Origin of the sequence: uncultured Brachyspira sp. (genome assembly GCF_910578695.1) — a bacterium.
In the GTDB taxonomy this organism is placed as follows: Bacteria; Spirochaetota; Brachyspiria; order Brachyspirales; family Brachyspiraceae; genus Brachyspira.
In genome coordinates, this window is sequence record NZ_CAJTQJ010000035.1 from 1 (window position 1) to 26,584 (window position 26,584).

General features: G+C 26.4%; 23 protein-coding genes. 13 read left to right on the forward strand and 10 right to left on the reverse strand.

Annotated features, from left to right (window positions below; genetic code table 11):
• Positions 1-381: 381 nt before the first annotated feature.
• The 4 genes from pnuC (at position 382) to metK (ending at position 4,512) form a co-directional block, all read left to right on the forward strand.
• Positions 382-1,068 carry a nicotinamide riboside transporter PnuC gene (pnuC, locus tag QZ288_RS09160; RefSeq protein WP_295158020.1) on the forward strand — a complete coding sequence of 229 codons (687 nt, stop codon included), beginning with the start codon at positions 382-384 and terminating at the stop codon, positions 1,066-1,068.
• A 12-nt stretch (positions 1,069-1,080) separates the two neighbouring features.
• Complete coding sequence (locus tag QZ288_RS09165; protein ID WP_295158023.1) at positions 1,081-2,091, forward strand: AAA family ATPase; 1,011 nt, start codon at positions 1,081-1,083, stop codon at positions 2,089-2,091.
• 119 nt (positions 2,092-2,210) lie between these two features.
• On the forward strand, positions 2,211-3,197 hold the full coding sequence (locus tag QZ288_RS09170) for a VWA domain-containing protein (RefSeq protein ID WP_295158025.1): 987 nt from the start codon (positions 2,211-2,213) through the stop codon (positions 3,195-3,197).
• A 130-nt stretch (positions 3,198-3,327) separates the two neighbouring features.
• Positions 3,328-4,512, forward strand: coding sequence for a methionine adenosyltransferase (gene metK / locus QZ288_RS09175; protein ID WP_295158028.1), 1,185 nt, complete (start codon positions 3,328-3,330; stop codon positions 4,510-4,512).
• 118 nt (positions 4,513-4,630) lie between these two features.
• On the opposite strand, the gene QZ288_RS09180 is transcribed toward metK, so the two are convergent.
• From QZ288_RS09180 to QZ288_RS09195, 4 genes are all read right to left on the reverse strand, one after another.
• The gene (locus QZ288_RS09180) at positions 4,631-5,434 is read right to left on the reverse strand and encodes an SDR family NAD(P)-dependent oxidoreductase (RefSeq protein ID WP_299245422.1); all 804 of its coding nucleotides are present in this window, start codon (positions 5,432-5,434) and stop codon (positions 4,631-4,633) included.
• 64 nt (positions 5,435-5,498) lie between these two features.
• Entirely contained in the window at positions 5,499-6,290 is a 792-nt protein-coding gene (locus QZ288_RS09185; protein ID WP_295158077.1) for an MATE family efflux transporter, read from the reverse strand.
• Complete coding sequence (locus QZ288_RS09190) at positions 6,175-6,819, reverse strand: MATE family efflux transporter (protein WP_295158034.1); 645 nt, start codon at positions 6,817-6,819, stop codon at positions 6,175-6,177. Before QZ288_RS09190 ends, QZ288_RS09185 begins: the two co-directional genes overlap by 116 nt.
• A gap of 194 nt (positions 6,820-7,013) precedes the next feature.
• Positions 7,014-8,621: a peptide ABC transporter substrate-binding protein gene (locus QZ288_RS09195; RefSeq protein WP_295158037.1), complete on the reverse strand. Its 1,608-nt coding sequence runs from the start codon at positions 8,619-8,621 to the stop codon at positions 7,014-7,016.
• A gap of 158 nt (positions 8,622-8,779) precedes the next feature.
• On the opposite strand from QZ288_RS09195, the gene QZ288_RS09200 reads away from it, so the two are divergent.
• Positions 8,780-9,238 (forward strand): hypothetical protein, encoded by a 459-nt coding sequence (locus QZ288_RS09200; protein WP_295158040.1) that lies wholly within the window; start codon positions 8,780-8,782, stop codon positions 9,236-9,238.
• A gap of 75 nt (positions 9,239-9,313) precedes the next feature.
• On the opposite strand, the gene QZ288_RS11780 is transcribed toward QZ288_RS09200, so the two are convergent.
• Entirely contained in the window at positions 9,314-11,281 is a 1,968-nt protein-coding gene (locus QZ288_RS11780) for an ankyrin repeat domain-containing protein (RefSeq protein ID WP_363322962.1), read from the reverse strand.
• Positions 11,282-11,865: 584 nt separating this feature from the next.
• On the opposite strand from QZ288_RS11780, the gene QZ288_RS09215 reads away from it, so the two are divergent.
• The 4 genes from QZ288_RS09215 to QZ288_RS09230 are packed head-to-tail and all read left to right on the forward strand — an operon-like array spanning position 11,866 to position 14,878.
• A complete protein-coding gene (locus QZ288_RS09215) occupies positions 11,866-12,819 on the forward strand; it encodes a metal ABC transporter substrate-binding protein (protein WP_295158042.1) in 954 nt (317 codons plus the stop codon).
• Positions 12,820-12,822: 3 nt separating this feature from the next.
• A complete protein-coding gene (locus QZ288_RS09220; protein WP_295158044.1) occupies positions 12,823-13,515 on the forward strand; it encodes a metal ABC transporter ATP-binding protein in 693 nt (230 codons plus the stop codon).
• Entirely contained in the window at positions 13,512-14,327 is an 816-nt protein-coding gene (locus QZ288_RS09225; RefSeq protein WP_295158047.1) for a metal ABC transporter permease, read from the forward strand. The genes QZ288_RS09220 and QZ288_RS09225 overlap by 4 nt, the downstream gene beginning before the upstream one ends.
• Positions 14,328-14,350: 23 nt before the next feature.
• On the forward strand, positions 14,351-14,878 hold the full coding sequence (locus tag QZ288_RS09230; RefSeq protein ID WP_295158050.1) for a hypothetical protein: 528 nt from the start codon (positions 14,351-14,353) through the stop codon (positions 14,876-14,878).
• Between the two features lie 89 nt (positions 14,879-14,967).
• On the opposite strand, the gene QZ288_RS09235 is transcribed toward QZ288_RS09230, so the two are convergent.
• The 3 genes from QZ288_RS09235 to pyrB are packed head-to-tail and all read right to left on the reverse strand — an operon-like array spanning position 14,968 to position 18,351.
• Positions 14,968-15,951, reverse strand: a complete 984-nt coding sequence (locus QZ288_RS09235; protein WP_295158053.1) for a DUF3089 domain-containing protein — start codon at positions 15,949-15,951, stop codon at positions 14,968-14,970.
• Between the two features lie 50 nt (positions 15,952-16,001).
• Positions 16,002-17,234, reverse strand: coding sequence for a dihydroorotase family protein (locus QZ288_RS09240; RefSeq protein WP_295158056.1), 1,233 nt, complete (start codon positions 17,232-17,234; stop codon positions 16,002-16,004).
• 37 nt (positions 17,235-17,271) lie between these two features.
• The gene (gene pyrB / locus QZ288_RS09245; RefSeq protein WP_295158059.1) at positions 17,272-18,351 is read right to left on the reverse strand and encodes an aspartate carbamoyltransferase; all 1,080 of its coding nucleotides are present in this window, start codon (positions 18,349-18,351) and stop codon (positions 17,272-17,274) included.
• Positions 18,352-18,829: 478 nt separating this feature from the next.
• Here pyrB and QZ288_RS09250 point away from each other — a divergent pair, with 478 nt between their 5' ends.
• The 4 genes from QZ288_RS09250 to QZ288_RS09265 all read left to right on the forward strand — a co-directional run bounded on the left by QZ288_RS09250 (position 18,830) and on the right by QZ288_RS09265 (position 24,390).
• Complete coding sequence (locus QZ288_RS09250; protein ID WP_295158062.1) at positions 18,830-20,305, forward strand: MBOAT family O-acyltransferase; 1,476 nt, start codon at positions 18,830-18,832, stop codon at positions 20,303-20,305.
• 11 nt (positions 20,306-20,316) lie between these two features.
• The gene (locus QZ288_RS09255; RefSeq protein WP_295158066.1) at positions 20,317-21,066 is read left to right on the forward strand and encodes a class I SAM-dependent methyltransferase; all 750 of its coding nucleotides are present in this window, start codon (positions 20,317-20,319) and stop codon (positions 21,064-21,066) included.
• Positions 21,067-21,220: 154 nt separating this feature from the next.
• Positions 21,221-22,651 carry an SGNH/GDSL hydrolase family protein gene (locus tag QZ288_RS09260; RefSeq protein WP_295158069.1) on the forward strand — a complete coding sequence of 477 codons (1,431 nt, stop codon included), beginning with the start codon at positions 21,221-21,223 and terminating at the stop codon, positions 22,649-22,651.
• A 116-nt stretch (positions 22,652-22,767) separates the two neighbouring features.
• On the forward strand, positions 22,768-24,390 hold the full coding sequence (locus QZ288_RS09265; protein ID WP_295158072.1) for a vWA domain-containing protein: 1,623 nt from the start codon (positions 22,768-22,770) through the stop codon (positions 24,388-24,390).
• Positions 24,391-24,462: 72 nt separating this feature from the next.
• Here the strand turns inward: QZ288_RS09265 and QZ288_RS09270 are convergent, their stop codons facing one another.
• Positions 24,463-25,032, reverse strand: coding sequence for a phosphatase PAP2 family protein (locus tag QZ288_RS09270; protein WP_295158082.1), 570 nt, complete (start codon positions 25,030-25,032; stop codon positions 24,463-24,465).
• 174 nt (positions 25,033-25,206) lie between these two features.
• Positions 25,207-26,220, reverse strand: coding sequence for an alpha-hydroxy-acid oxidizing protein (locus tag QZ288_RS09275; protein WP_295158074.1), 1,014 nt, complete (start codon positions 26,218-26,220; stop codon positions 25,207-25,209).
• Positions 26,221-26,584: the final 364 nt, after the last annotated feature.

Genomic DNA, 26,584 nt, shown 5'->3' on the forward strand with positions numbered 1-26,584 from the left:
ACTGCGTTTCATACCTAAATTTTAACAAATTTAAGTTATCTAGGACAGCCCCAATCTTTTTGGTATAATTGTAATATCAATAACAATATTTGCAATTATTGAAACTGCTATAAGTATAATTGATATTGTTATAGCGGTGCGTATATAATACAAATATATATATCATAATTTTTAATTATAAATTTCTTACTTTTAACTAATAATTTCTGCTGTATTATATATATTTTTTTTATATCAAATTTTTCTTTTTTATTTAAAGCCATTATGAATAATCTAAAAATATTTTTTATTATTCTATAGTATAAATATTATCAATTATTGATTTTATTATAATATAAATATATAATGCATAAACTAAATCCATTAAAAGAATAATCATAAATGAAAAAATTTATAAAAAATGAACTTCAGAATTGGAAATCTATAGAAGTTGTATGGATTATAATTGCAAGCGGTATAATATTATCGCTTTCTATATATTGGAAAGAAAATATTATTGGTATAATGTCGTCAATAAGCGGAATATTATGCGTTATTCTTACAGGTAAAGGAAAATTATCTTCGTATATATTTGGAATGATTAATACTATTCTTTATTCATATATTGCTTTTAATGCAAAATATTATGGCGAGTTTATACTTAATGTATTTTATTATATACCTATGAATATAATAGGCTTTATATTATGGAGCAGAAATATAAATAGTGAAAACAAAGAAGTTATAAAAACAAAATTAAATAAAAAATACAAAATCATAATATTTGCTTTGTCTTTTATATCGGTATTTATTTACGGACTTATATTAAAAAAATTAGGCGGTTCTCTTCCTTTTGCTGATAGTGCAAGTACAGTTTTTGCAGTAACCGCACAGATACTATGTATAAAAAGATGCACTGAACAATGGATAATGTGGATATTAGTAAACATTTTAAATATTTCAATATGGTATATTAATTTTTCAAGCAGAGGGGAAAATATAGCAGTTTTGATTATGTGGAGCGTTTATTTAATTAATGCCATTTTTATGTTTATTAAATGGAATAGAGAATCTAATTTACAAAAATAATTCGGAGTTTTTATGTATAATGTCGGAATGTACGGAGGTTCTTTCAATCCGCTTCATCTTGGGCATGTAAGATGCATAATAGAAGCAGCTAATCAATGCAGAAAACTTTATATTGTTTTAGCTGTCGGAAATAATAGAAATGAAATTGACAAAAAAGTACGGTACCGCTGGCTTTATCAATTAACAAAGCATATTGTAAATGTAAAAATAATATTTATAGAAGATAATGCAGATACAAAAGAAGAATATACAGAAGATTTATGGGAAGAAGATTCTATAAAAATAAAAAATGCTATAGGTGAAAATATTGATGCAGTGTTTTTAGGAGATGATTATAAAGACAAAGATTCTTTTTATACAAGGCATTATAAAGATTCAGAATTAATATTTATAGAAAGAAATGAAATAAGCTCTTCAAAAATCAGAGAAAATGTTTACAAATATTGGGATTATTTACCTAATATAGTAAAGCCGTATTATACAAAAAAAGTTTTGCTTTTAGGAAGCGAAAGCACAGGAAAATCCACTCTTACAATTAATCTTGCAAATTATTATAATACCAACTATATAGAAGAAGCAGGAAGAGAATTATCCGAAAAATCAGTAACCGATTTATTAATGCTTTCAGAAGATTTCACAGAGATACTTCTTACTCATAAATTAAATGAGATAAAAGCAATAGAATACAGCAGTAAGATATTATTTATTGATACTGATGCTGTAATTACAAACTTTTATATGCATTTTTTAGAAGATGAAAATATTATTGATAATGAAAGGCTTGCAAAAGCAATAATACATATAAATAAATATGATTTAATACTGTTTTTAGAACCTGATGTCGATTTTATTGATGACGGAGATAGAAGCGAAGTTATAAAAAATGACAGAATCAAATACAGTAATAAAATAAAAGATATATTAAATGGTTTGAATATAAAATATTATTCTATAAACGGAAATTATCAGGAAAGATTTAAAAAATCAATTTCTATAATAGATGCTTTGTTTTGCAATATATAATAATTGAGATTATGAATACTTTACTTTTATGTATATTTTAGTATAATATTACTTTATAATATTTATTTTGTTTTATTTTATTATTTTAATATAGAAATTATGATTAGGGAAATTTATAAATGACTTTCTTATCTGCCAAATTTTTATTCTTTCTTTTAGCTTTACCTATTATAATATTTTTATATATACAAACTAGAAAGAATCATTCATATTCTGTAAAGCATCCGAGAGTAAGTATGTCAAAAGTTTTAAAATCGAGATATTATGTTAAAGATATACCATTTTCACTTATTATTTTGGCACTCGCTTTTTGCATTATAGGTTTGGCACGTCCTGTAAAAGTTTTTCATTTATCTGATATTAATGGAGAAGGTATTTATATTTCTCTTGTAGTTGATGTTTCTCCCTCTATGATGGCTGAAGATATGATACCTACAAGGCTTGAGGCTTCAAAAAAAACTATGATTGATTTCGTGAAAAAAAGAAATTTTGATAAAATTAGTTTAGTATCATTTGCTTTAAGGGCATCTGTTCTTTCCCCCGCTACTTTTGATTATATTTCATTAGAAGAGGAAATAAAAAGAATAAAAATAGATGAAGAAGGCTCAACTTCAATAGGGCTTGGTATTGCAACTGCTGTTGATATGCTTAGAAGCGTGAAAGATGATAATGAAAAAATTATAATACTTCTTACAGATGGTGAAAATAATTCAGGCGAAATAGATCCGAAATTAGCTTCTGAAATAGCGTCAAATTTTAATATAAAAATTTATACAATAGGTATAGGAGATGCTAACGGAAGTCATGCTTGGGTTACTTATGATGATCCTAATTATGGTAAAAGAAGAATAAGGGCTGATTTTACTTTAAATGAAAAATCTTTAATAGATATTGCTGCGGTAACAGGCGGTAAATATTTTAATGCTAAAAATACCTCTGCTTTAGATAATGTTTATAATACAATAGACAGATTAGAGAAAAAGCCTATATTAGATGATGATTTAATTCAATATAAAGAACTATACAAGCCGTTTATTATAATTGCTTTTCTTTGTTTATGCTTGAGCATTATACTTTCTACCACTAGATTTTTAATAATACCTTAGTTTATTATGTATTATAATATTCAAATAATTATGCATATAATATTAATTTGATATATTAATAATAATTGCTTGACTATTTATGTTAACCAATATATAATTATAAAATTATATAAAAAAAAGAGGTAAAACTATGGCAGAGATAAAAAATTATTATTTCTCTTCTGAATCGGTAACAGAAGGCCATCCTGATAAGATTTGCGATGCTGTAAGCGATGCTGTCTTAGACGAATGTTTAAAACAAGATGCTAATTCCAGAGTTGCATGTGAAACTTTGGCAAAAACAGGAATGATAATCATTGCAGGAGAAATCACTACAAAAGCTAAATTAGACTATCAAAAAATCGCTAGAAATACCGTAAGGCGAATAGGATATACAAGCAGCGATATGGGATTCGATGCCGATACTTGTGCTGTAATGGAGGCTATTGCAGAACAGTCTCCTGATATAGATATGGGTGTTAGTGCAGGTAAGGGATTATTTAATTCTGAAAAATCAAATATTTCTGAAGGGGCTGGAGATCAAGGTATAATGTTCGGTTATGCTATAAATGAAACTGAAACATATATGCCTTTAACTATACATTTAGCTCATAGATTGGCAGAACGCTTAACTAAGATTAGGAAAGATAAAATAGCTGACTATTTAAGACCGGACGGAAAAAGTCAGGTTACTATTGAATATAAAGATGGTAAAGCTGCAAGAATAGAAGCTGTTGTTATTTCTACTCAGCATGCTGCAGGCATTGATCATAGGCAGATAGAAGAGGATATTAAGAAATATGTTATTAATGAAATATGTCCTAAAAATATGCTTGATGAAAATACAAAATATTATATTAATCCGACAGGTTCATTTGTAGTAGGCGGACCTATGGGCGACTGCGGACTTACAGGCAGAAAAATTATAGCAGACAGCTACGGCGGACATGGTGCACATGGAGGCGGAGCTTTCTCTGGAAAAGACCCTACAAAAGTAGACAGAAGTGCTTGTTATATGGCTAGATATGTTGCTAAAAATATTGTTGCTTCAGGTATAGCTGACAGAGCTTTGGTGCAGTTCGCTTATGCTATAGGAGTACCTGAGCCTTTATCTGTATATGTTAATACTTTCGGTACAGCAAAAGTTCATGATGAAGTATTAGCTAATATAGTTACTAAAGAGCTTGATTTAACTCCTTCAGGTATAATTAAAAGATTGGATTTAAGAAGACCTATTTATGAAAAGACTACTGCTTACGGACATTTTGGAAGAGAGCTTCCAGAATTCACTTGGGAGAAAACAGATATAAAAGATTTATTTGCTAATGCTGAATAATTAATTTTAACAAAATAAAAAAGTTTTAAACATTTAAGGCTTGTTAATCAAATATATTAGCAAGCCTTTTATATTATTATATTCATTAAAAAATATGCTTTTTATTAGAATCATATTTTTAACCTTTTTTTCCTCCCATATCCATATACTGGCTGTACATAGGCGAAGGCAGTCCGAAACCTCCTGCTACAGGCATTGTTTCTCCTGTTATAAATGAAGAATTATCACTTGCAAAAAATAACACTGCATTTGCAATATCTTCAGTAGATGCAGGTCTGTTTAAAGGAACATTTTTTAAAAATAGCTTTAAAAATTCTTCAGACATATTTTTCATTGCCGCATCCGTTGCAACAAATCCAGGTAATACAGCATTGCATCTTATATTATTTCTTGCATACTGTACTGCGATATTTTTTGTGAGAAAATTTATTGCTGATTTTGATATCCCATAAGCAAGTCTTGACATATCAGGAAAGATTCCTCCTACAGATGATATATTTATTATATTTCCGCCGCCCGTTTTTATCATTTGTTTAACAGCTGCTTTTGAAGGAAGGTAAACACTCTTTAAGTTTTCATTAACTATATTAAAAAATGCATCAGTATCTCCGCTAATTAAATCAAAATCTTTATTTGTGTCAGTAGTGCCGAAATTGTTAACAAGTATATCAATTCTATTTTCTTTTTTTACAACATCTTCTATCATAGAAGTAAAAGTTTCTTCTTTAGATGCATCAAAGTATACAGCATCGGCATCGCCTCCGTTTTTTATTATTTCATCTGCAATTTCTTTTCCTGCATCTAATCTTCTTACAGCTAAATAAACTTTCGCTCCATTTTCTGCAAGTTTTTTTGAACATTCTAAGCCTATGCCTCTGGTAGATGAGGTTACAAGTGCTATTTTTTTATCTAAAAGTTTCATTATCATATATCTCCTTTATATTTTTATTAATTAAATTTAATAATTATTTCTATAATTAATATAACTATTTTGAATATATAATTCTGTATTTAATAAAAAACACTATAACAAAAGAAAAAGTTAAAACTTCTGTAATAGGCATAACATACCATATACTATCTTTAACAAATATTAAAGGCATTATAAATATTAAAATACCGCTTATTATAAGTCCTCTAAGTACTGCAATTATGAAAGAGGCTTGAGGCTTCATTATTGCCTGAAAATAGTAAGTTGCATATATATTGAAAGGAAGTATTAAAAATGATATAAAATAAGCCCTCATAATATTTTTTGATATGTATAAAGCTTCTTTAGAAGGTTTCATAAATGCTTTCATTAAAAAATCTGTATTAAAGTATGTAAATAATGTATATACTATACTAAGTATAAAAGCTGATAATATACTATATTTTACAGCAGATTTAATTCTATACATCTTTCCTGCACCTAGATTAGTTGATATTATAGGCTGAGCTGCCTGACCTATTGCATAAGCCGATGACTGAACTAATATGTTAATATTTATTATTACAGAATAAACTGCCAAAGCTGATGTTCCGAAATATTTCATTATCTGTCTATTAAACATTAAAGCTAATATCCCCATTGCTATATCTATAAAAAATGTAGAAAAGCCGATTTGTATGATATTTTTTGATAATGAAAATAATTTATTTATATTTTGAAATTTTAAAGTATTATTTTTTGTAAATAAATGAGATATTAATATAGAAGCAGTAATAACCTGCCCTATAGCAGTTGCAAGCCCTGCACCGAATATACCCATATCGCATACAAATACAAAAAAAATAATCTCCAAGTATATTAAAAATACCTCCTGCCATAACTCCTATTGTCGCTTTCATAGGGGCATTATCGTTTCTAAGAAATGATGCAAAAAACTGACTGAAAGCAAATAAAGGAAAAACAATTTTTATAGGAATAAAATATCTTTTTGCTAAATCTAATAATACTTCATCAGCACCAAAAAAATAAAGTATATTATTTTCAAATATCAATGATAATATCCAAACTATAAATATAACTATTGATAAAGAAATAAATGAAGCAGTAAAGAAAATATTTGATTTTTCATATTTACCAGAGCCTTTTGCCTCACTAAAAAGTACAGAACCTCCTATACCAAAGAGTAAGCCTATACCATATATAATATTCCATATTGGTGCAAATACAGCCAAAGCAGCGGCACCATTATCTCCCTCATAATGTCCTACCATAGCAACATCAACTATAGAATAAACGGCAGCTATTAAAGCACTTCCGAAACTAGCTGATAAATATTTAAAAAATATTTTTTTTACATCTGTTTTAAGCATATCCATAAATAATACTCCTATATAAAAGTTTAAAAACAAAAAGGCTGAATAAGAAATCTAATAATTAGACATCTTATCCAACCTTGAGTATTTTCAAAACTTCAATGATCCTCCGATGAATCTATAGAAGTATTATATAATATATAAATTTAAAAGTCAAATTTTAGACTAATATTTTTTGATATTGGTAAAAATTATAACTAATTTTCTATATAAGCATAGCTGAATTTATGTTTTGCCAAATTATCATATATCACATTTTTTAATTTAGGGCTTACTAAAGTAGGCGTTGTATAATAGTATAATGGTATTATAACATCATTATCCATAAATATTTTTTCAGCTTTATGCATAGCATCCATTCTAATATTTTGATCTACTGTATTCATAGCAGTTTGAAGCAAATTATCATATTCTTTATTTGTAAATAGGGCATGATTTTGAGGGCTGTAGCTTAAAAACATACCTAAAAATGTCATAGGATCATTATAATCAGCAGTCCAGCCGCTTCTTCCTATAACATAATTTTTATCAGTATATAATGTTTGTAAAAATACTGCCCATTCCTGCTGACTTACAGTGCTGTCAATACCTAAATATTCTTTCCACATCTGCTGAACAGCTTCAAAGATTGGAATTTCTCTATTAGAATCTACTAAAAATTGAAGCACAGGAAAACCTTCTCCATTTGCATATCCTGCTTCTTCCATAAGTCTTTTAGCCTCTTCTATGTTTTTTTGATAATCCTCTTTTTTTATGCTTATATAATCTCCGCCTTTTTCTCTGAAATCTCCGTTAATATCAGGAGCTCCGAAAGGTATAAATGCACCTGCTGGTATACCTGCTTTTACAATATTATCTGCTATATAATTTCTATCTATAACTAATGATAATGCTTTTCTAACTCTGCCGTCTTTTAAAACATTATTGGTATGATTTAAAGCATAATAATATGTTCCAAGTCTTTTAACCATTTGAAGCAATCCTTCTGCTTTCAAAGCATCAATATCCTGAGCAGGAACTCTGTCTGAAAAATGGAGAGAACCTTCTTTTATGCCTGCAACTGAAGCTGTAGGATTATCCATTAAAATAAATGTTATTTTTTCAGGAACTAAATTTTTATAATCCCAATGATTAGTATTTTTTATCATTATGATATTATTATCGATATTTCTTTCTATCATAACATAAGAGCCGTTTCCTATATAGGTTTTAGGATTCATAGTCCAAGAATCTCCGTATTCTTCTATGATATCCTGACGAATAGGGTAGAATGTAGGAAATGCTGTCAGCTCTAAGAAATATGCTGTAGGTTTTTCTAATGTTACTTCTAAAGTATAATCATCAATCGCTTTTATCCCTAAAGTATCTAGCGGCATTTTACCTGCATTTATAGCCATAGCATTTTTTACAGGTTCAAATTGATAACTGTATTCGCTTGCTGTTTTAGGATCAACTGCTCTTTTCCAAGAATATACAAAATCTTCAGATGTAAGCGGATTACCGTCAGACCATTTGCCGTTAGTTCTTAGATGAAATATATATGTAAGTCCGTCTTCGCTTATATCCCAGTTTTCAGCAGCCCCTCCTGATAATATTCCGTCTTTATTTTTGGCAGCTAAACCTTCAAATGCATGTATTATATAAACAGAAGCATCTGAAGCTATATTTAATGTAGGATCTATAGTTTTAGGCTCAGGACCTACATTTATAAATAAACTATCTCCTTTATTTTTAGATGAACAAGATATTGTAATAACACTGATTAATAATAAAAAAATAAAAAATAAGTTAATAATATTTTTCATAAATTAATATCCTTTTTGTATAATATGTTTTAGAAAATATATTATACTATAATTATGAAAAATCAATTAATTAATAAAAAAATATATAAACAATGTTTCATTAAATATTAAAATATAATAATATTATATATAGATAATATTATTAAAATAAATATAAAATGAATAATAAACTTCAAACACTAAAATATAAAATAACTTTATTTTTTATAGGCATAATATTTTTATCTGCTTCTTTTATAATAATATATCTTAATTTTAGATTTAATGATAATAATATAATTAAAGTTAATGCCAATATAGAAAGTATTTATTATTATGAATACGGCACTATAAAAAAAAGAAAGTTTGCAAATGTAGTTTATAGTTTTAATTACAATAATAAAAAAATATTTCTTACAAACTCTTATTTAGATAAATTAGATGATACATATTTTGTAAATGCTGAAAAAGAATTATTTTATGATAAAAACAGCAGAGATTTAGTGAATAAGCCAAGTAAATATACATTAGTGCTTGCATTTATATTTATAATATTGGCAATAGTTATAATTGTATTTGCTGTAAAACTAAAGCAAAGTAATATATATGTATCTTCAAGAAATTTATATAATAAATAAGACTATTACTTGTTTTATGTTTAAAATAATATTTTTATTAATAAAATAAGTTAAGTTGTTCAGTCCGATTTTTTATTAATTTTCTAACTCTGAAATATCATCATAGCCTTTTTCTCTAGCTAAATCGAAAACCGTTTTGCCTTCTTTATTTACAACTGTAGTATCTGCTCCTTTTTCTATTAAAAGTTTAACAAGTGCAGTATTTTCATTTTCAAGAGCTTTAAGGATTAAAGGATAAGCATCGTCTGAAATTATAGGAGTATTTATATCAGCACCCTTATCAATTAAATATTCAGCCACTTCAGTATTCTCATTATAAGAAGTTTCAGCTAATAAAGAAACATATACATTCGGATAGTATTCAAGTTTATATTTCATAGCAGGATCAATGCCTTTAGAAACTAAATATTTTACTATATCTAAACAGCCATTCCCAACAGCATAACTAATTATAGGATTACCGCCATAGTGATCAACATAATTGATATCAGCTCCGTATTCAACAAGCATTTTAAATTTTGACAAATCACATTTTACTCTTTCATTATAATCTATAATTAATTTTATTAATATAGGGGCTACTTCTTCAAAGCCGTATTCAACATCTAATTCGGCACCTGCCTTTAATAATTCTTCCATTACTTTCAAACTATTTTCATTTGTAGAAAATACTGCTGCATATAAAGCATCAATACTACCTTCTCCTTTAAAATTAACATCAGCATTTTGTTTTATAAGTTCTTTTACAAGTTTTAAATATCCCATTGAAGAAGCTGTCATTAATGGTGTGCTGCCGTCATAATTTTGATTAATATCAGCTCCGTATTTAATCAATTCATAAAATTTTTCTTCAGGATAATATCCAATAGCCATTATTAAACTTCTTGTCCCGTACTTTTCTTCCCAAGCTTTTAAAGATTTTTCATCTTTTATATTTTTTAAATCATTATACGGCTCTAAATCCCATTCTGGTACTTCTGTACTATTACTCTTTGAAGCAAGTGCTAGAACATCATCATAGCCTTGTTCTTGAGCTAAATCAAAAATTGTTTTTCCCTCTTTATTAACAATGGAAGTGTCTGCACCTTTCTCAATCAAAAGTTTAAGAAGTTCAATATTTTCAGCATTAAGAGCAATAAATATTAAAGGCAAATCAGAAACACTATCAGTTTGAGTATTAATATCAGCACCTTGTTCTATTAAATATTCTGCTATTTCTGTAGTTTTATTTCTTCTTGCAGCATTCAATAATGAAAAATATTTATATGAATATCCATTAGTATATTTCATAGCAGGGTTAACACCTTGAGAAACTAAATATTTTACTATATCGATACATTCTTGTGAAACAGCAGCAGCAATTACAGGTCCGCACTCAAAATTTGAATAATTTATATCTGCTCCATATTCAGTAAGGAGTTTAACTTTTTCTAAATTGCATCTTCCTATTATAGCAGTATTTAATATATTCGCTTTATTTTCTTCTCTAGTACCATAAATAATATCAGTGTCTGCTCCTGCCTTTAATAATTCTTTTACTACTTCTAAATTATAATTTTTTTCGGACTTTACTGCAAAATATAAAGCGTCCAAATCTCCTTCTTCTTCTCTAAAATTAACATCAGCATTTTGTTTTATAAGTTCTTTTACAAGTTTTAAATATCCCATTTCTGAAGCTGCTTCTAAAGGAGTCATTCCATTATAACCTATCATATTTACATCAGCACCATAAGATATTAATTCAATAGCTTTTTCTTCTGTAGGAAATTTATCAATAGCAAATACTAAAGAAGATTCACCCGGATTTTCTGACTGCCAATCATTGAAAGAATTTTTATCTTTTATAGAATCAATTTCATTAAATAATTTTTCTTCCTTTTCCAACATTGTGGTTTTATGTATACTCCACATATCATTAGAAGCATATCCTTTATATATTTCGCCATTATTATTTGTTTTTTCGCTTTTAGCCAATCCGCAGCTTATTATATTTATGATACTAATTAATATTAAAGATATTATAATTATTTTTTTATTTATCATAATTGTAAAATTCCCTTTAGCCTCTAAATAATATATTTCATTATATCATAAATATACATCAAAGTAAATATTTATTACTGTATATTATAACTTTATTGTTTGTATATATATTATCTATTTTTTACAGGAGAGTAAAAGTATGTATTATAATTTTTTACAATGTATGCATATAAAAAATAAAATATATATTTAATTGACAATTATTTATTATAAATTATAATATTAAGCAGTTATGAAATTAATTATAATACTAATTTTTTTTACTGCATCTGTATATATTTTTCCAGTATGCTATGTATTTTATCATTCTTATTGTTATGTACATTATGCAGATGAGAGCTGTGAAACTTGTATAGATATTTTTTCTATAGTTAAGGCTGTAAATAAAATATTAATATTTTTCAATATATATAATACTTTTGTATATTTTGGTATCTCATATATATTTATAATAAAAATAAAAAGAATAATATTTAATTTTAATAATAATCCCACAAGTTTAAAAGTAAAATTAATAAATTGATTTAATATTCTTTATATAAGTTTATGCTGTAATAATTTTAACTTAATTAAAGGATTTTTAAATGCAAAAAAGAATATTAATTTTAACTTTTTTTATATTATTTATTTCATGCCGTAATACTAATACTAATACTAATGATGACAATAAAATAAAAGCTTCAGTATCAATATTTCCTATATATGATTTTACTAGGAATATAGCTGAAGATAATATTAATTTACAAATGATTATAAAACCGGGTATAGAAATTCATTCATTTAATTCTACGCCTGCTGATATAATAAATATACAAAATTCTGATGTATTTATTTATATAGGCGGTGAGAGTGAAAAATGGGCTGAAAAGATCATAGCTTCTATAGATACCAATGGAAAAAAAATTATCAGGCTTATGGATTATGTTAATGTATTAGATGAGGAAATAGCCGAAGGTATGGAAGAAGATGAAGAACATAATCATAATGATGAACATAATCATGATGAAGATGTCTATGATGAACATATATGGGTTTCTCCGAAAAATGCCGTATTGATTGTAAATACTATTTGCAAAGCTTTATCGGATATTGATGCCTCCAATGCTGATATTTATAAAGCCAATGCTGATAAATATAATCAGAAATTATTGGCTTTGGATAATGAAATAAGAGAAGCGTTAAATTCTTCAAAAAGAAAAAATATTGTATTCGGAGACAGATTTCCATTCAGATATTTAACTGAAGAATATGGTTTGGAATATAGAGCCCCTTTTAAAGGATGCAGCAGTCAGTCGGATGCAAGCCCTAAAACTATTGCTTATTTGATAAATTATATTAAAGATAATAATATACCTTATTTATATTATATAGAGTTAAGCAATGGAAAGATAGCAGATATTCTAATTGAGCATACAGGTATAAATAAATTAAAACTTCATTCAGTACAAAATATAACCAAAGAAGAATTTGACTTAAATGCTTCGTATTTATCTATTATGAGAGATAATTTAGAAAGTTTAAAAAAGGGATTAAATTAAAAGATGCTGAATATAAAAGATTTATCAGTATTTTATGACAGCAATGAGGTATTATCTAATATCAATTTTTCTTTAAGCAAAGGAGATTATCTTTCAATAATAGGAGAAAATGGCTCTGGAAAAACTACATTAATAAAAACAATACTTGGACTTATGAAGCCAAAAAAAGGAAGCATTGAATTTGATAATATAAAGAAAAATGAGATAGGATATCTGCCTCAGCAGGGAATAATACAGAAATCATTTCCAGCCAGTGTATTTGAGGTTGTTATTTCAGGCAGATTAAATAAAAAAAAGTTTCTTCCTTTTTATACTTCTAAAGATAAAAAAGAGGCTTTGAATAATTTAAAAAAATTTAATATAGAAAACTTAAAAAATAAATCATATAAAGATTTGTCAGGCGGACAGCAGCAGAGAGTTATTTTAGCACGTGCATTATGTTCTGCAAAAGAATTATTGATACTAGATGAGCCTTCTGCAGGATTAGATCCTATAGCTACAATTGATTTATACAATTTAATAAAAAAATTAAATGATGAGGTAACTATTATAATGGTATCGCATGATATAGCAAGTGCTGTAAAATATTCTAATAAAATACTTCATATCAATAAAAATATGCTTTTTTTCGGAAGCACAGAAGATTATATAAAAACGGATATATATAAAAGAATATCAGGGGAGGATATGGAATGATTGCTTTAATTCAGGAACTTTTTTCATATACTTTCATTGTAAGAGCTGTCATAGTAGGCATATTAGTTTCATTATGTGCGGCACTTTTGGGCGTTAATTTGGTTCTTAAAAGATATTCTATGATTGGTATCGGGCTTTCTAATGTAGGCTTCGGTGCTTTATCTCTTTCTATGATGTTTGGGCTTTCTGCTCTTCAGATTTCTATACCTATAGTTGCTTTAGCTTCCATACTGCTTTTAAGATTAAGAGAAAACAGCAAAATAAAAGGAGATGCTGCTATTGCCTTGATATCAAGTGTTTCTTTGGCTATAGGCATTATTGCCATTACTGTGAAAACAGGGATAAATACGGATGTATGCAATTATATGTTTGGAAGCATACTTGCTATGAGTAAAAGCGATGTTTATATAAGTATATGCATAAGCATTATAGTTATAGTTCTTTATATGCTTTTTTATAATAAAATATTTTTAGTAACATTTGATGAAAATTTTGCACGTGCTGTAGGAATAAATACTGAACTTTATAATACAGCTTTATCTATACTTACATCTTTAATCATAGTATTGGGTATGAGAATTATGGGGGCTATGCTGATATCAAGTTTAATAATATTTCCTGCACTCACTTCTATGCGTATATTTAATACATTTAAAAGCGTAATAATTTCATCGGCTGTACTTTCTGTATTTTGCTTTTTTATTGGTATAGCTGCCTCTTTTTATCTTGAATATCCTACAGGTGCTTGTATTGTTATGGTGAATTTATTTATGCTTTTAATATTTTCTATAATAGGAAAAATTAAAAAATAGTTATAAAAGGAGTATTATAAATTGTGAAAGCAGTATTATTTTTATTTATTATATTATTATTATTTTCTTCTTGTTCAAATAAGAAGTATAATAATGCTAATTTCAGCATAGAAAAAAACTATGCAGATATACCAAAAAAGAAATATGATTACGGATATAATAATGATAATAAACCAAAGCAGGCAGATATGAATAATATTATAGAGATAAAAGAGAGAATGTTTATTAATCAATGTAATGATATATATTTAAATCCTGATGATTATAGAGGCAAATTGATAAAGTTAGAAGGTATATATGATGGTTTTACAGATGATGAAACAGGAGAGAAACTTAATTTTGTATTCAGATACGGACCAGGCTGCTGCGGATATGACGGAGTTGCAGGATTCGAATTTAATTATAATGGAAGCATACCTAATCCTCAGGATTGGATAGAGATTGTCGGAATCGTTGAGGTATTAGAGATAGATAATTATGAAACTATAAGACTGAATGCTGTAAGTTTGAATGTGCTTAACAAAAGAGGAAAAGAGTTTGTAGCTAATTAATTCTGATAATTCATATATTTATATTTTATAAACAATGATGCAGGCAAGATAAGTTATTTATCCTGCCTATTTTATTTATTATTATTAATTTATTTCCAAAAAGCATTTACTCTTTTTTGGGCATTTTCTTTTAAATCATAATAATAAAGTGCTATATCATAAATATGATAAACACCTTTTTCAAAAATTCCTCCTAAATAAAAATCATCAGGATTTATAGTACTGCATTTTACAACTCCTCTTGCTTTATCAATTTTAGCATCTGATATTTTTGTAGGTTTTCCGTAATTCGATGCTATATTTGCCCCCAAGCTCTGTTCTTTGAAGGCTAAAGTTTCATCTAATGTCCAAGTTATAGGATTTATTGATAAAGCTCCTTCAAGAAGTGTAGGATTATAGCCATTAAAATCAGGACTTTCTGTATTATAAGAAATTATTATACCTGTATCATATTCACTGTTTGCAAATCTTAAATGAGGATTTTCATCTAAATCTTTTTGAGTGATAGAATACCCGAATATATAAGCTGCTATCATTCTATTTTTTAAATTTTCATTAGTCTTAAAATAATCAATTAATATTTCTTTTATCATCATAGCACCTTGAGAATGTCCTGCCAATATAAAAGGTTTATTTTTATTATAATTTTTTATATAATAATCAAATGCTGCTATTGCATCCTCTTTGGGATATGAATAAAAATATTTATTTTGTTCTTCTTTGCTTATATTGTTTTTGGGATTCAATAGATATGTAGCATCAGCCTGTCTGTATAATGGAGCATATATATTTCCTACTTCATCAAATATTCCTGTTTGTTCAATCATTACATTTGTTATGTCTTTTAACATAGGGGCATAATTAATAGTGCATATTATAGATTCATTAGTATCTTCTCTGCTCCATAATGTCGGGTATAAATAAAATACATCTGCTTCATTAGAAGATGAAGGTATATTAAGCCAATTATTTTTATCAGAATAGTCTGTAATTTGATTTACTTCATTATTATTAAAGCAGCTTATTATCATTATGCTTAATAAAAGTGTAATAAGTATTTTGATTTTTATCATTTTGTATTCCTTTTAATTATTTTGATATATAAAAAATATTATAAAAATATTTAATTACTATATGTTATTTCTTTTCCTATAAAATTATTTGTGAATTTGCCTTTATCATAAACTATGTTTCCACGCACTATAGTTGTTAAAACTTTACCGCCTCTTTTAAAGCCTATATAAGGAGACCAGCCCGATTTAGTGATTATATCTTTTTCTTCTATTACTGAATTATCGTTTAAATTTATTATTACTAAATCAGCATCATAATTTTCTTTTAATAATCCCTTATTTTTTATGCCGAATATTTGGGCAGTGTTTTTACTCATTATATTTGTTAATAATTTTAAATCTATAGTATTATCATTAACTTTTTTAAGCATTAATTCAAGAGAATGTTCAGCAGAAGGTATTCCGAATATAAGTTTTTCTAGTTTTTCACTTATTAAATGAGGAGCATGATCTGTAGCTATTGTGTCTATAGTACCGTCTAATATTGCATTCCATAAAGCTTTATTGTCTGATTTTTCTCTTAACTCGGGCTTCATTCTAAGGAGCATTTTATTTCTGTCATTTTTATTTACATCTTCTGTATTTAAAAACAAATGATGAGGAGCAGCCTCTCCGTAAATTATCATTCCTGAATCTTTTGCTTTTTTTAATGAATCAATTTCGCTTTCAAGCGATAAATGACATAAATATAACGGAGTATTAGTATTTTTTGCTATTTTTATTGCCTTATCAGCCATTTTATCTTCTGCATGAACTGTAACTATTTTTGAAGCTTCAAATAATTTTTCTAATATATTATCATCTTCTACAAGCATATTTCCTGTAGAAGCATTAAAAAAAATTTTTGTTGATGCTGCATCATTAATAATACTTTTTATATCATCGCTGTTGTCTGCTTTACTTCCTCCGAAATGAAAACCATAATCTGCATAAGATTTTCCAATCATCATAGATTTTTTTGCAAAAAGATTTTCTTTTGAAATTGTATTTGGAATCGTGTTAGGCATATCCAAAAATACTGTAATTCCTCCTCTTACACAGGCTTTGCTTCCAGAATTGAAATCTTCTTTATGAGTAAGTCCCGGATCTCTCATATGCGTATGCGGATCTATTATTCCTGCAAGCACATAATTATAATCAGCATCTATTATATTATGCATTTTATTATTAAATAAATATTTTTCAAAATTATTTTCATAATCTATATTTTCTATTTTTTCATCTTCTATTATTATAGAAACTATTTTTTCGCTATTTGCAATTTTAGCATTTTTTATTATCATAATTTACCTATTTCTTTATTTATCTATTTTTTTTATTTTATTTATCTATTTCTTTATTACAGTAATAACAAAAATCTCCGTATTCTTTTTTTACTACTTTATTTTTTGTTTCTTCAAAATGCGTAACACATTTGCTGTTAGTACAAACTCTTTCTTTATTTTCTTCAGCTTCATACTCAATTTTTTTTCTTTCTGTTTTAGATTTTATAGCATCTGTAGCCAAAGCCATCATAGCCATTCTTATAGGAACGCCGTTTTTAGCCTGTATAAAATATTTTGCATATTTTGTATTATCTAAATCTATATTAATCTCATCAACTCTTGGAAGAGGATGCATTATTATCATATTATCTTTACATTTGCCTTCAATATTCTCTTTTGAAATACGAAAAGAATGCTTCACTTTTTCATATTCATTAATATTATCAAATCTTTCTCTTTGTATTCTAGTCATATATAAGCAGTCTATATCTTTTAATATTTCTTCATAATTATTAAGTTTTTTATATTTTATTTTAGCCTGATCTAACTCTTTCAATATATAATCAGGTATTTGTATAGTATCGGGAGATATAAAATAAAACTCTCCGTTAAACATCATCAAAGCCTTAGAAAGAGAATGAACAGTTCTTCCATATTTGGTATCTCCTACAAAAGCAATTTTTTTATTTTCTATACTTCCTAATTCTTCTCTTAATGTGTATAAATCTAATAAAGTTTGACTAGGATGTTCATTAGAGCCGTCTCCTGCATTTATGATAGGACAATTTGAAACTTCTTCTGCAAATTTAGCTGCCCCGTCTATATTATGACGCATAACTATAATATCAGAATATGCCGAAACCATAATTATAGTATCTCTCAAAGATTCTCCTTTTTTTATGGAGCTTTTATCAGGATTATCAAATCCTAATTCCTTACAGCCCATTTTATAAGCTGCTGATGTGAATGATAATCTTGTTCTTGTAGAAGGTTCAAAAAATATACTTGTCATTATCATTCCATCCATAATTTTTCTTCTCTCATTACTATCAGTGTTATCCAATTCTTTAGCAATATCCAATACTTCAATAATTTCTTCTTTTGATAACTCTTTGATAGATATAAAGTTTTTCATTTTTGCTCCTTAAAAAATAGATGATTGCTTTTGCTTAAATTTTGCATAAAAAAAAGGAATAAAATTGTTAAAGATAACAGCTTTATTCCTTAAAATTTTTATAAAAATACAAATTAGAAAATTTAAATAGACAAAATAGGATCGCAAATAAAAAATAATCCTGTACTTAAGAAATATATTTTTCATTCTTTTTCCTACTATCATAAATTGAATTAATTATATCATAATAGGCTAAAAAAATCAAGTATGAATTCATAGTTTTTTGCTTATATATAATATACATTGTAATAAAGTATACATTATATTTTTAAAGTATAGTATGTAATTTTTAATATTTTAATTTACAGTTTTTTATTTATTTGAAGCAATTTAAATTATGTTTAGTTTTTTTTATTAATAAATTCTTTTTTATATAATTCATATTACAATTAACATTTTTATAAGTTATAGATGTATATTTGATAATGAGTTATGTTAAATGTTATTTAATTCTGCCGACTTTTTAATATTTTTTCCTATAACATTAATTTTATATTGGATATTTCCAAAAAAATTAAGATATATTTGTCTTTTCATAGCAAGCTACACATTTTATATGTTTTGGAATCCTAAATATGCATTGCTTATGGGTACTTCAACGATTGTAACTTTTTTAAGCGGCATATTAATAGAAAAATTAAAATATAAAAGGATAGTAGTTGCTTTCAGTTTTATTATAAATATTTCAATACTTATATTCTTTAAATATTTTGATTTTTTAATTGAGAATATTAATATTATTTTATCAGTATTAAATATTCAGTTAATAGAAAAAACTTTTGATATAGTTCTTCCTGTTGGAATATCATTTTATACTTTTCAGGCATTAAGCTATACTATAGATGTTTATAGAGGCGAAATAAAATCTGAAAAAAATATTATTAAGTATGCTTTATTTGTATCATTCTTTCCTCAGTTGGTTGCAGGTCCTATAGAAAGATCTAAACATTTACTCAGTCAGATTCAGAATATGGATAAAATAAAAAGATTCGATTATCATAGAATAACAGAAGGGCTTATTTTAATGCTTTTTGGTTATTTTCAGAAAATGGTAATAGCAGACAGAGCTTCTATTTTTGTTGATACTGTATTTAACAGATATTATATTTATAATACAACAGAATTATTATTATCAGCATTATTATTTGCAGTGCAGATATACTGTGATTTTGCCAGCTACTCACTCATAGCAATAGGAACTGCAAAAGTTATGGGTATAGATTTAATGGAGAATTTTAATACCCCATATTTTTCAAGGAGCATAAAAGAGTTTTGGGGAAGATGGCATATATCATTATCTACTTGGTTTAGAGATTATCTTTATATACCTTTGGGCGGTAACAGATGTTCAAAGTTTAGAAAGAGTTTTAATATATTATTAACTTTTTTAGTAAGCGGATTATGGCATGGAGCTAATTTTACTTTTATAGCTTGGGGTGCTGTTCATGGTATATGCTATCTAATAGAAGATATTACATCAAAGTTTAGGAATAATGTTTTAAATAAATTCGGTGTAAAAGTGCATAGCTTCAGTTTTAAATTTCTTCAGGCAATTTGTACTTTTATAATAGTTGATTTAGCTTGGATATTTTTTAGGGCTGAAACTATATATGATGCTTTTTACTATATAGAAAGAATGTTTACTAAAATAGATTTATGGCGTTTATTTGACGGTTCATTATATAAATTAGGATTAGACTGTTTTGAAATGAATATACTTATAATATCTTTAATAATGCTTTTTTCAGCTGATTTGATAAAGTATATAAAAAAAGAAACTATTTATGAATTTTTAAAAAATCAATGTTTGTATTTCAGATGGGCAGTAATATTTTTATTATTGTTCTTTATTATAATATATGGAAAATACGGTGCGGGTTTTGATCCTAAGCAGTTTATATATTTTCAATTTTAGGAGCTATAAAAATGAGCGAAGTTAGAAAAAATTATTACGGCAGTCTTTGTACTGAAATGTATGAGATACTTCATAAAAAAGCACCTGAAGATGAATTAAATTTTTATCTTTCTTATGCTGAAAAAGGTAAAAAGATTTTAGAGCCTTTATGCGGAAGCGGACGATTTCTTATTCCATTTATAGAAAGGGGTTTTGATATAATTGGAATAGATATATCCGATGAAATGCTTAAAAAACTAAAATTAAAGATGCCTAATGCTAAAATAATTCATACTGATATTATAAAATATTCTCCGAAAGAAAAATTTGATTATATATTTATTAGTTCAGGTTCAGTATCATTATTTACAGATATTAATATTTGCAAACAAATTCTAAGCAGAATAAAGAAATGGCTTTCTGAATCAGGTAAATTTGTTTTTGCAGTTGATACAATAGCTAATAGATGTATAGACAATAATGATTATAATATTTCTGCATCTGTTAAAACAAAAGAAAATTTTGAAATAGTGCTTAAATCAAAAAACTATTATAAAGAACAAACTCAGTTCTCTCCGTCAATTTATGAAATGTATAATAATAATGCTGAATTGCTTAAAAGCGAGTTTATGGATTTTCAGACTCATCTTTATAAATATGGTGAAATGGAACAGTATTTAAAAGAGGCTGGGTTTACTCAAATTAAAACATTTTCTTCTTTTGAAAAGGAAATTGCAGCTGATGATAAATGCGATATGTTTTTATTTGAATGCAGTTTTTAATAATTATGATAATGCAGCTAAAAAATATTATTGTTATTTTATATTTATAAATGATAAAGACTTTTATAAAAATAGATATTTTTTAGTTTGAAAAAATTGAATTAAATACAATATTTTTTTTAATTTTGTATAAAAAATAATAGGCTTTTATAATATGATGAAAAATATAATAAAAATTATTTGCTTTACAGCTATATTTATCACATTGCTTTACTTTTCAAGCAGGGTTTTAAGATTCAAAAATGATAATGGAATATATCAGGGAGACAGTTTTTATGAACAGAAAATTAACAGCATAGATGTGCTTTTTTTGGGAAGCAGTCATGTGCATTACAATATTAATCCTGCTGTACTTTATAATGAATACGGAATTGCTGCATATAATTTTACTTCAGGAAGTCAGCCTATTTGGAGTACATATCATTATTTAGCGGAAGCATTAAAATATCAGAAGCCTAAATTAATTGTATTAGAGTCTTATATTATAGCAGCAAGCAGAACTAATGTTGCAGATTATCAGATTGTAGCCGCCACTTATGCATTAAAATGGTCTAAAAATAGAATAGAATCTTTAAAAGTAACGGCAGCAGAAAGATTTGATGAGTTTATTAATCCTATATACAGATATCATAACAGGTATAAAGATTTAAAAGATGAAGATTTTATTTCTTATGCTAATAATTATAATCACTATAAATATTTTAAAGGTTATTCTTTTCATAATAAGATATTTCCTGTTAAAAAACATAATATAAAAAATATTAAAGATACTTTGCCTTTACTTAAAGAGCAGGAAACTTATTACAGAAAAATATTAGAATTAGCAAAAACAAATAATATACCTATTGCTGTAATAGCTTCGCCTTTTCCTATGACTGATGATGAGGCTAGACATTTTAATAGAATAGGTGAGATTGCAAAAGAATATGATATACCTTTTATGAATTTTAATCATTACTATGATGATTATAATTTGGATTTTTGGAAAGATTATAATGATGCTGGGCATTTGAATTATAAAGGAGTTTTGAAATATACTTCTTTTTTGGGTAAATATTTAAAAGATAATTTCGATTTGCCTGATAGAAGGGGGGATTTTAATTATAATACTTGGGAGAAAAATGCTTTATATGAGTATAATAAAGTTTATGATATGAGTTTAAGAGATATAGATAATATTTACGATTATATAGCAAAAATAACTAATATTAATGACTATACTATAGTAATAAATATGCTTGGAGAATACAGCATAAATGATAATGTAGTAAAGAGTTTGTATCATAATTTTAATATAACGAATGAAATATATACTAATAATGTTTCTTATGTTATAGATAAAAATAAATTAGTATTTTCATCAATGGGTAAAACTAATTATTTATATCATAAAGAACTTAATAAATATAATGATTTAGTAATAGACAGCGGAAATAAAATATTGATAAGCCGAAGCAATTTAATAAAAAATACAAACGGAATTAACATAATTGTGTATGATAATATAACATCTGAAGTAGCTGATTATTTTGATTTGCCTTATACTAATCATTCTATAAGCATATTGATAGAGAGAGATTATTAGATATTTTTATATATTTATATATGTTATTTTTATATAAAAAATATTACAGTTTAATTAACATAATAATGCAGATTTATGATATTCATAACCGATAATCATTTGCAGAGGGTATAAATATGAAAAACATAAGATATAAATATTTATTTGTTATTTTATCGGTAGTATTCATTTCTACTTTAGAAAATTTATATTCTCAGAATACTGTAAATACTTATTCTATGAGAATTAATGCAAATGATGTTGAGATGAATAAACTGATAAACGGCTATCAAATCTATATAAAAAAGAAATATAATATAGACGGATTTAGATTACAGTTAAAACTTCAGGACGGAACATCATCTTATCTTTATATTAATAATAGCGGAGATAATAATGCTGTGATTAATATAAAAAATACAGATTTTCACGAAAGACTTGGAGAAGTATTTGAAGTGTTTATTCCAAATAATCTTTATTTAGACAGAAGAAATAATAATTCTGCTTTTGTACTTAGAGATAATACTGATCTAATTTTAGAAGCGTATGATATCAATAATAATATATTATTTAAAAATGATATTATATTGAAAGCTAATAATAATTCTGCTTCAGTTCCTACAATAGTGCTTAGAAATGTAGAAAAAGAGGGAGATTTATATGCATTTTATTTATACTATTCAGGAGGGGATAATGGAAAATATGCATTTTATGTAAGAGAAGGCAGAACTAATAATGCATATAAATTAATAAATATTTATTTTGGAAACACTGCAGATTATGATAATAGCGGTATCATATTAGAAGATACTTTTAATAAAGAATTAGGAAAAAAACTTTATATAAAAGCATATTTCAAACAGCTGCCTGAAGATAGATATTTATCTTTTAATGTATTTAATACTAAAGGAGAAAGTTTTACATATCCTATAGATTATGTTATAGAAACTACTAATGTAAAACAAGAAATAATACCTCCTAGCATTCCTAATGGCGGAAATGAAGGACCTGTACAAATAAGACCTTCAGATAAAGTTATAGAATTATCTACAAATACTATAATAGTAAAAAGAGATTCTAAGCCTAAAAATAATGAAATAAAAATTTTATCTCCTGCATCTATTAGTGATAAGCCTAGTATAGACATAAAAAATACAGATGCCGAATCTTCTTTGAATAATGCAAGTAAAGTATTTAATACTCCTCTTAATTATGTTAAAGATGCAGAAGAATTAACTTACAAATTAAAAAATATCATTAATAAATATAATGGAAGTACTGACTTAGTTGTAGTGCTTGATACAACAGAAAGCATGCATCCTTATTTAAAATCTATAAAAAGAGATATCAGGGCAATAGTAAAAGAATTATTTAATAACGGCAAATCTTCAAGGGTAGGTTTTTTACTTTACAGAGATTTGAAGGATACATATTTTACAAAAAGAATAGATTTTAGCGATAATATTAATTATATAAACAGAGAGGTTAATTATTTTTATGCTGCAGGCGGCGGTGATAAGGCTGAACCTATGTATGAAGCTGTACAGGAAGCATTAGAAAAATTTGATTTTCTTAATGAGAAAAAACTTATTATAGTAATAACTGATGCTCCTGCTAAAGTTATAGGGAAGGCTGATTTAGATTTGAATATTAAAACAGCTAAAGAGAAAAATATTACAGTTGAATTTATATTAACTTCCGAAATAAAGGAAGAAGTATTTGATGCATCTGATGATCATTTATACTTTTTAAATTTTTAATTTCGTATGGCTAATATTTATAATAATAAAGAAAGCTTCTGTATTTTTATAGGAGCTTTTTTATTATTGGAATTAATTATAAAATCTTATTAACTTTTCTTTTACAGTTTTTTTATTCAAAATAAAATATGTTAAAGATGAAACTATTATTCCAATACATATTCCAAAAATAACATCGCTTGGATAATGAACCATCAAATAAACTCTTGAAAAACCTATCATTAAAGCAATTATTAATGCTGCAAAACTATATTTCTTATTAAAGTATAAAAAGAATGTAAAAAGCACTGCAAATGAGGCTGTTGTATGCGAAGAAGGACATGAAAATGAAATTTCTAAATGTTTTCCTACAGCAATCCAATATTCATTATATATAGGGCAAGCAAAAGGACGCTCTCTTGCTATTAACGGTTTTAATATAACAGCACCTATAAATATGGATATAAATAAACTCAAAGCCATATTAATTCCGCATAGCCTTGTTCTTTTTATAAATATTAGTATTATAGTTAAAGTTATTAAAGGCAATGCCTCGCCTAAATATGTTACAGCATTAAAGAATATATCCAATATTTTATAATTATTATGTAAACTATAAGCAAATTCTATTATACTTTCATCAAAAATATTTATAATATTCATCATTCATTTCCTTTTTTATATTAACTATATTTTAATATAAATAAAAAAATTTCATACAGATATACTTAATATATTATTTAAAATATTTATAAAAAATAAAAAGCATATTATATCAATATATAAATAATATTGAATATAGTATTAAATAATAATAAAAAAAATAATAATAAAAAATCAAAGCCTTACAATGTCTCTATTTATTTCTTTTAAGCTATGAACACCGCACATAGTCATAGCATCTTCAAGTTCGCCGCCAAGCTGAGAAACATAAGATTTAACACCTTCCTCGCCTCCGCCGTAAACTGCTATTACAAAAGTTCTGGCAATAACAACTCCGTCGGCACCTATAGCAAGAGCCTTTAATATATCAGTGCCTGTTCTTATTCCTCCGTCAACTAATATTTTTATTTTTCCTTTAACGGCATCAACTATTTCAGGCAATACTTCTGCAGTTGCAGCACATTGATCAAGTACGCGTCCTCCATGATTTGAAACTACTATTGCATCAGCATTTGCTTCAACTGCCTTTTCAGCTCCTTTTGCAGTCATTATTCCCTTTATTATAAAAGGTTTTTTAGCTATTTCTTTTATCTCTCTTAATTCATCTGCAGTTTTACTTCCAGCTTTGGGGGTAAGATTTTTTAAGAAAGGAAGTCCTGCTCCGTCAATATCCATAGATACAGCAAATGCATTAGAATCAGCAACTAATTTCATCTTTTCTTTTATTACATCTATATTCCAAGGCTTAATAGTTGGAATACCTATTCCATTTTGTTTTTTTATCATAGTAGTAGCTGCAATCATAACATTAGGATTAATTCCGTCTCCTGTAAATGCTGCTATGCCTGAATCTGCACATGACTTTACTAATATATCATTATATTCTTCATCTGTATACTTATTTCCATAATGAAGCTGAACTGCACCTACAGGACCTGCAAATATAGGATATTTAAATTTTTTACCGAATAACTCAAAAGAAGTGTCAATATCTTCATTAGAACATATTGTATCCATATTAAGCCTTATTTCTCTCCATTTGTCATAATTTCTAATAGCAGCATCTCCTATTCCTTTGGCGCCTGGTCCTGGCATACAGTTTTTACATACCTTTCCATTACATATAATGCAGGCTTTACAAAATCCCATACAGTCTTTTGCAGCTTCTATAATTTCTTTATAAGTCATAAAAATATCCTCCGAATATAATCAATTAAACTCAATAATAGTACTAAATAATAATACTAAATATATAAAATAAAACAAGATTTTTATATCATAAATGATAAAAATATCTAATTATATTTTTAATAAGGATGTTAAGTCAAAACAATATTATGATAAATATAAATTATACAGTTTGTAAAGATGAAACTCATCAATAAAATAACAATAAGTTAAATGATGTTATAATTTTTTAATAAAATTCATTGACATAAAAGTATAATTTATATATACTTATTTCTATGAAAATTAATAGATTTGTACAAATTATAGACAGTCTACAGTCTACAGTCTACAGTCTACAGTCTACAGTCTACAGTCTACAGTC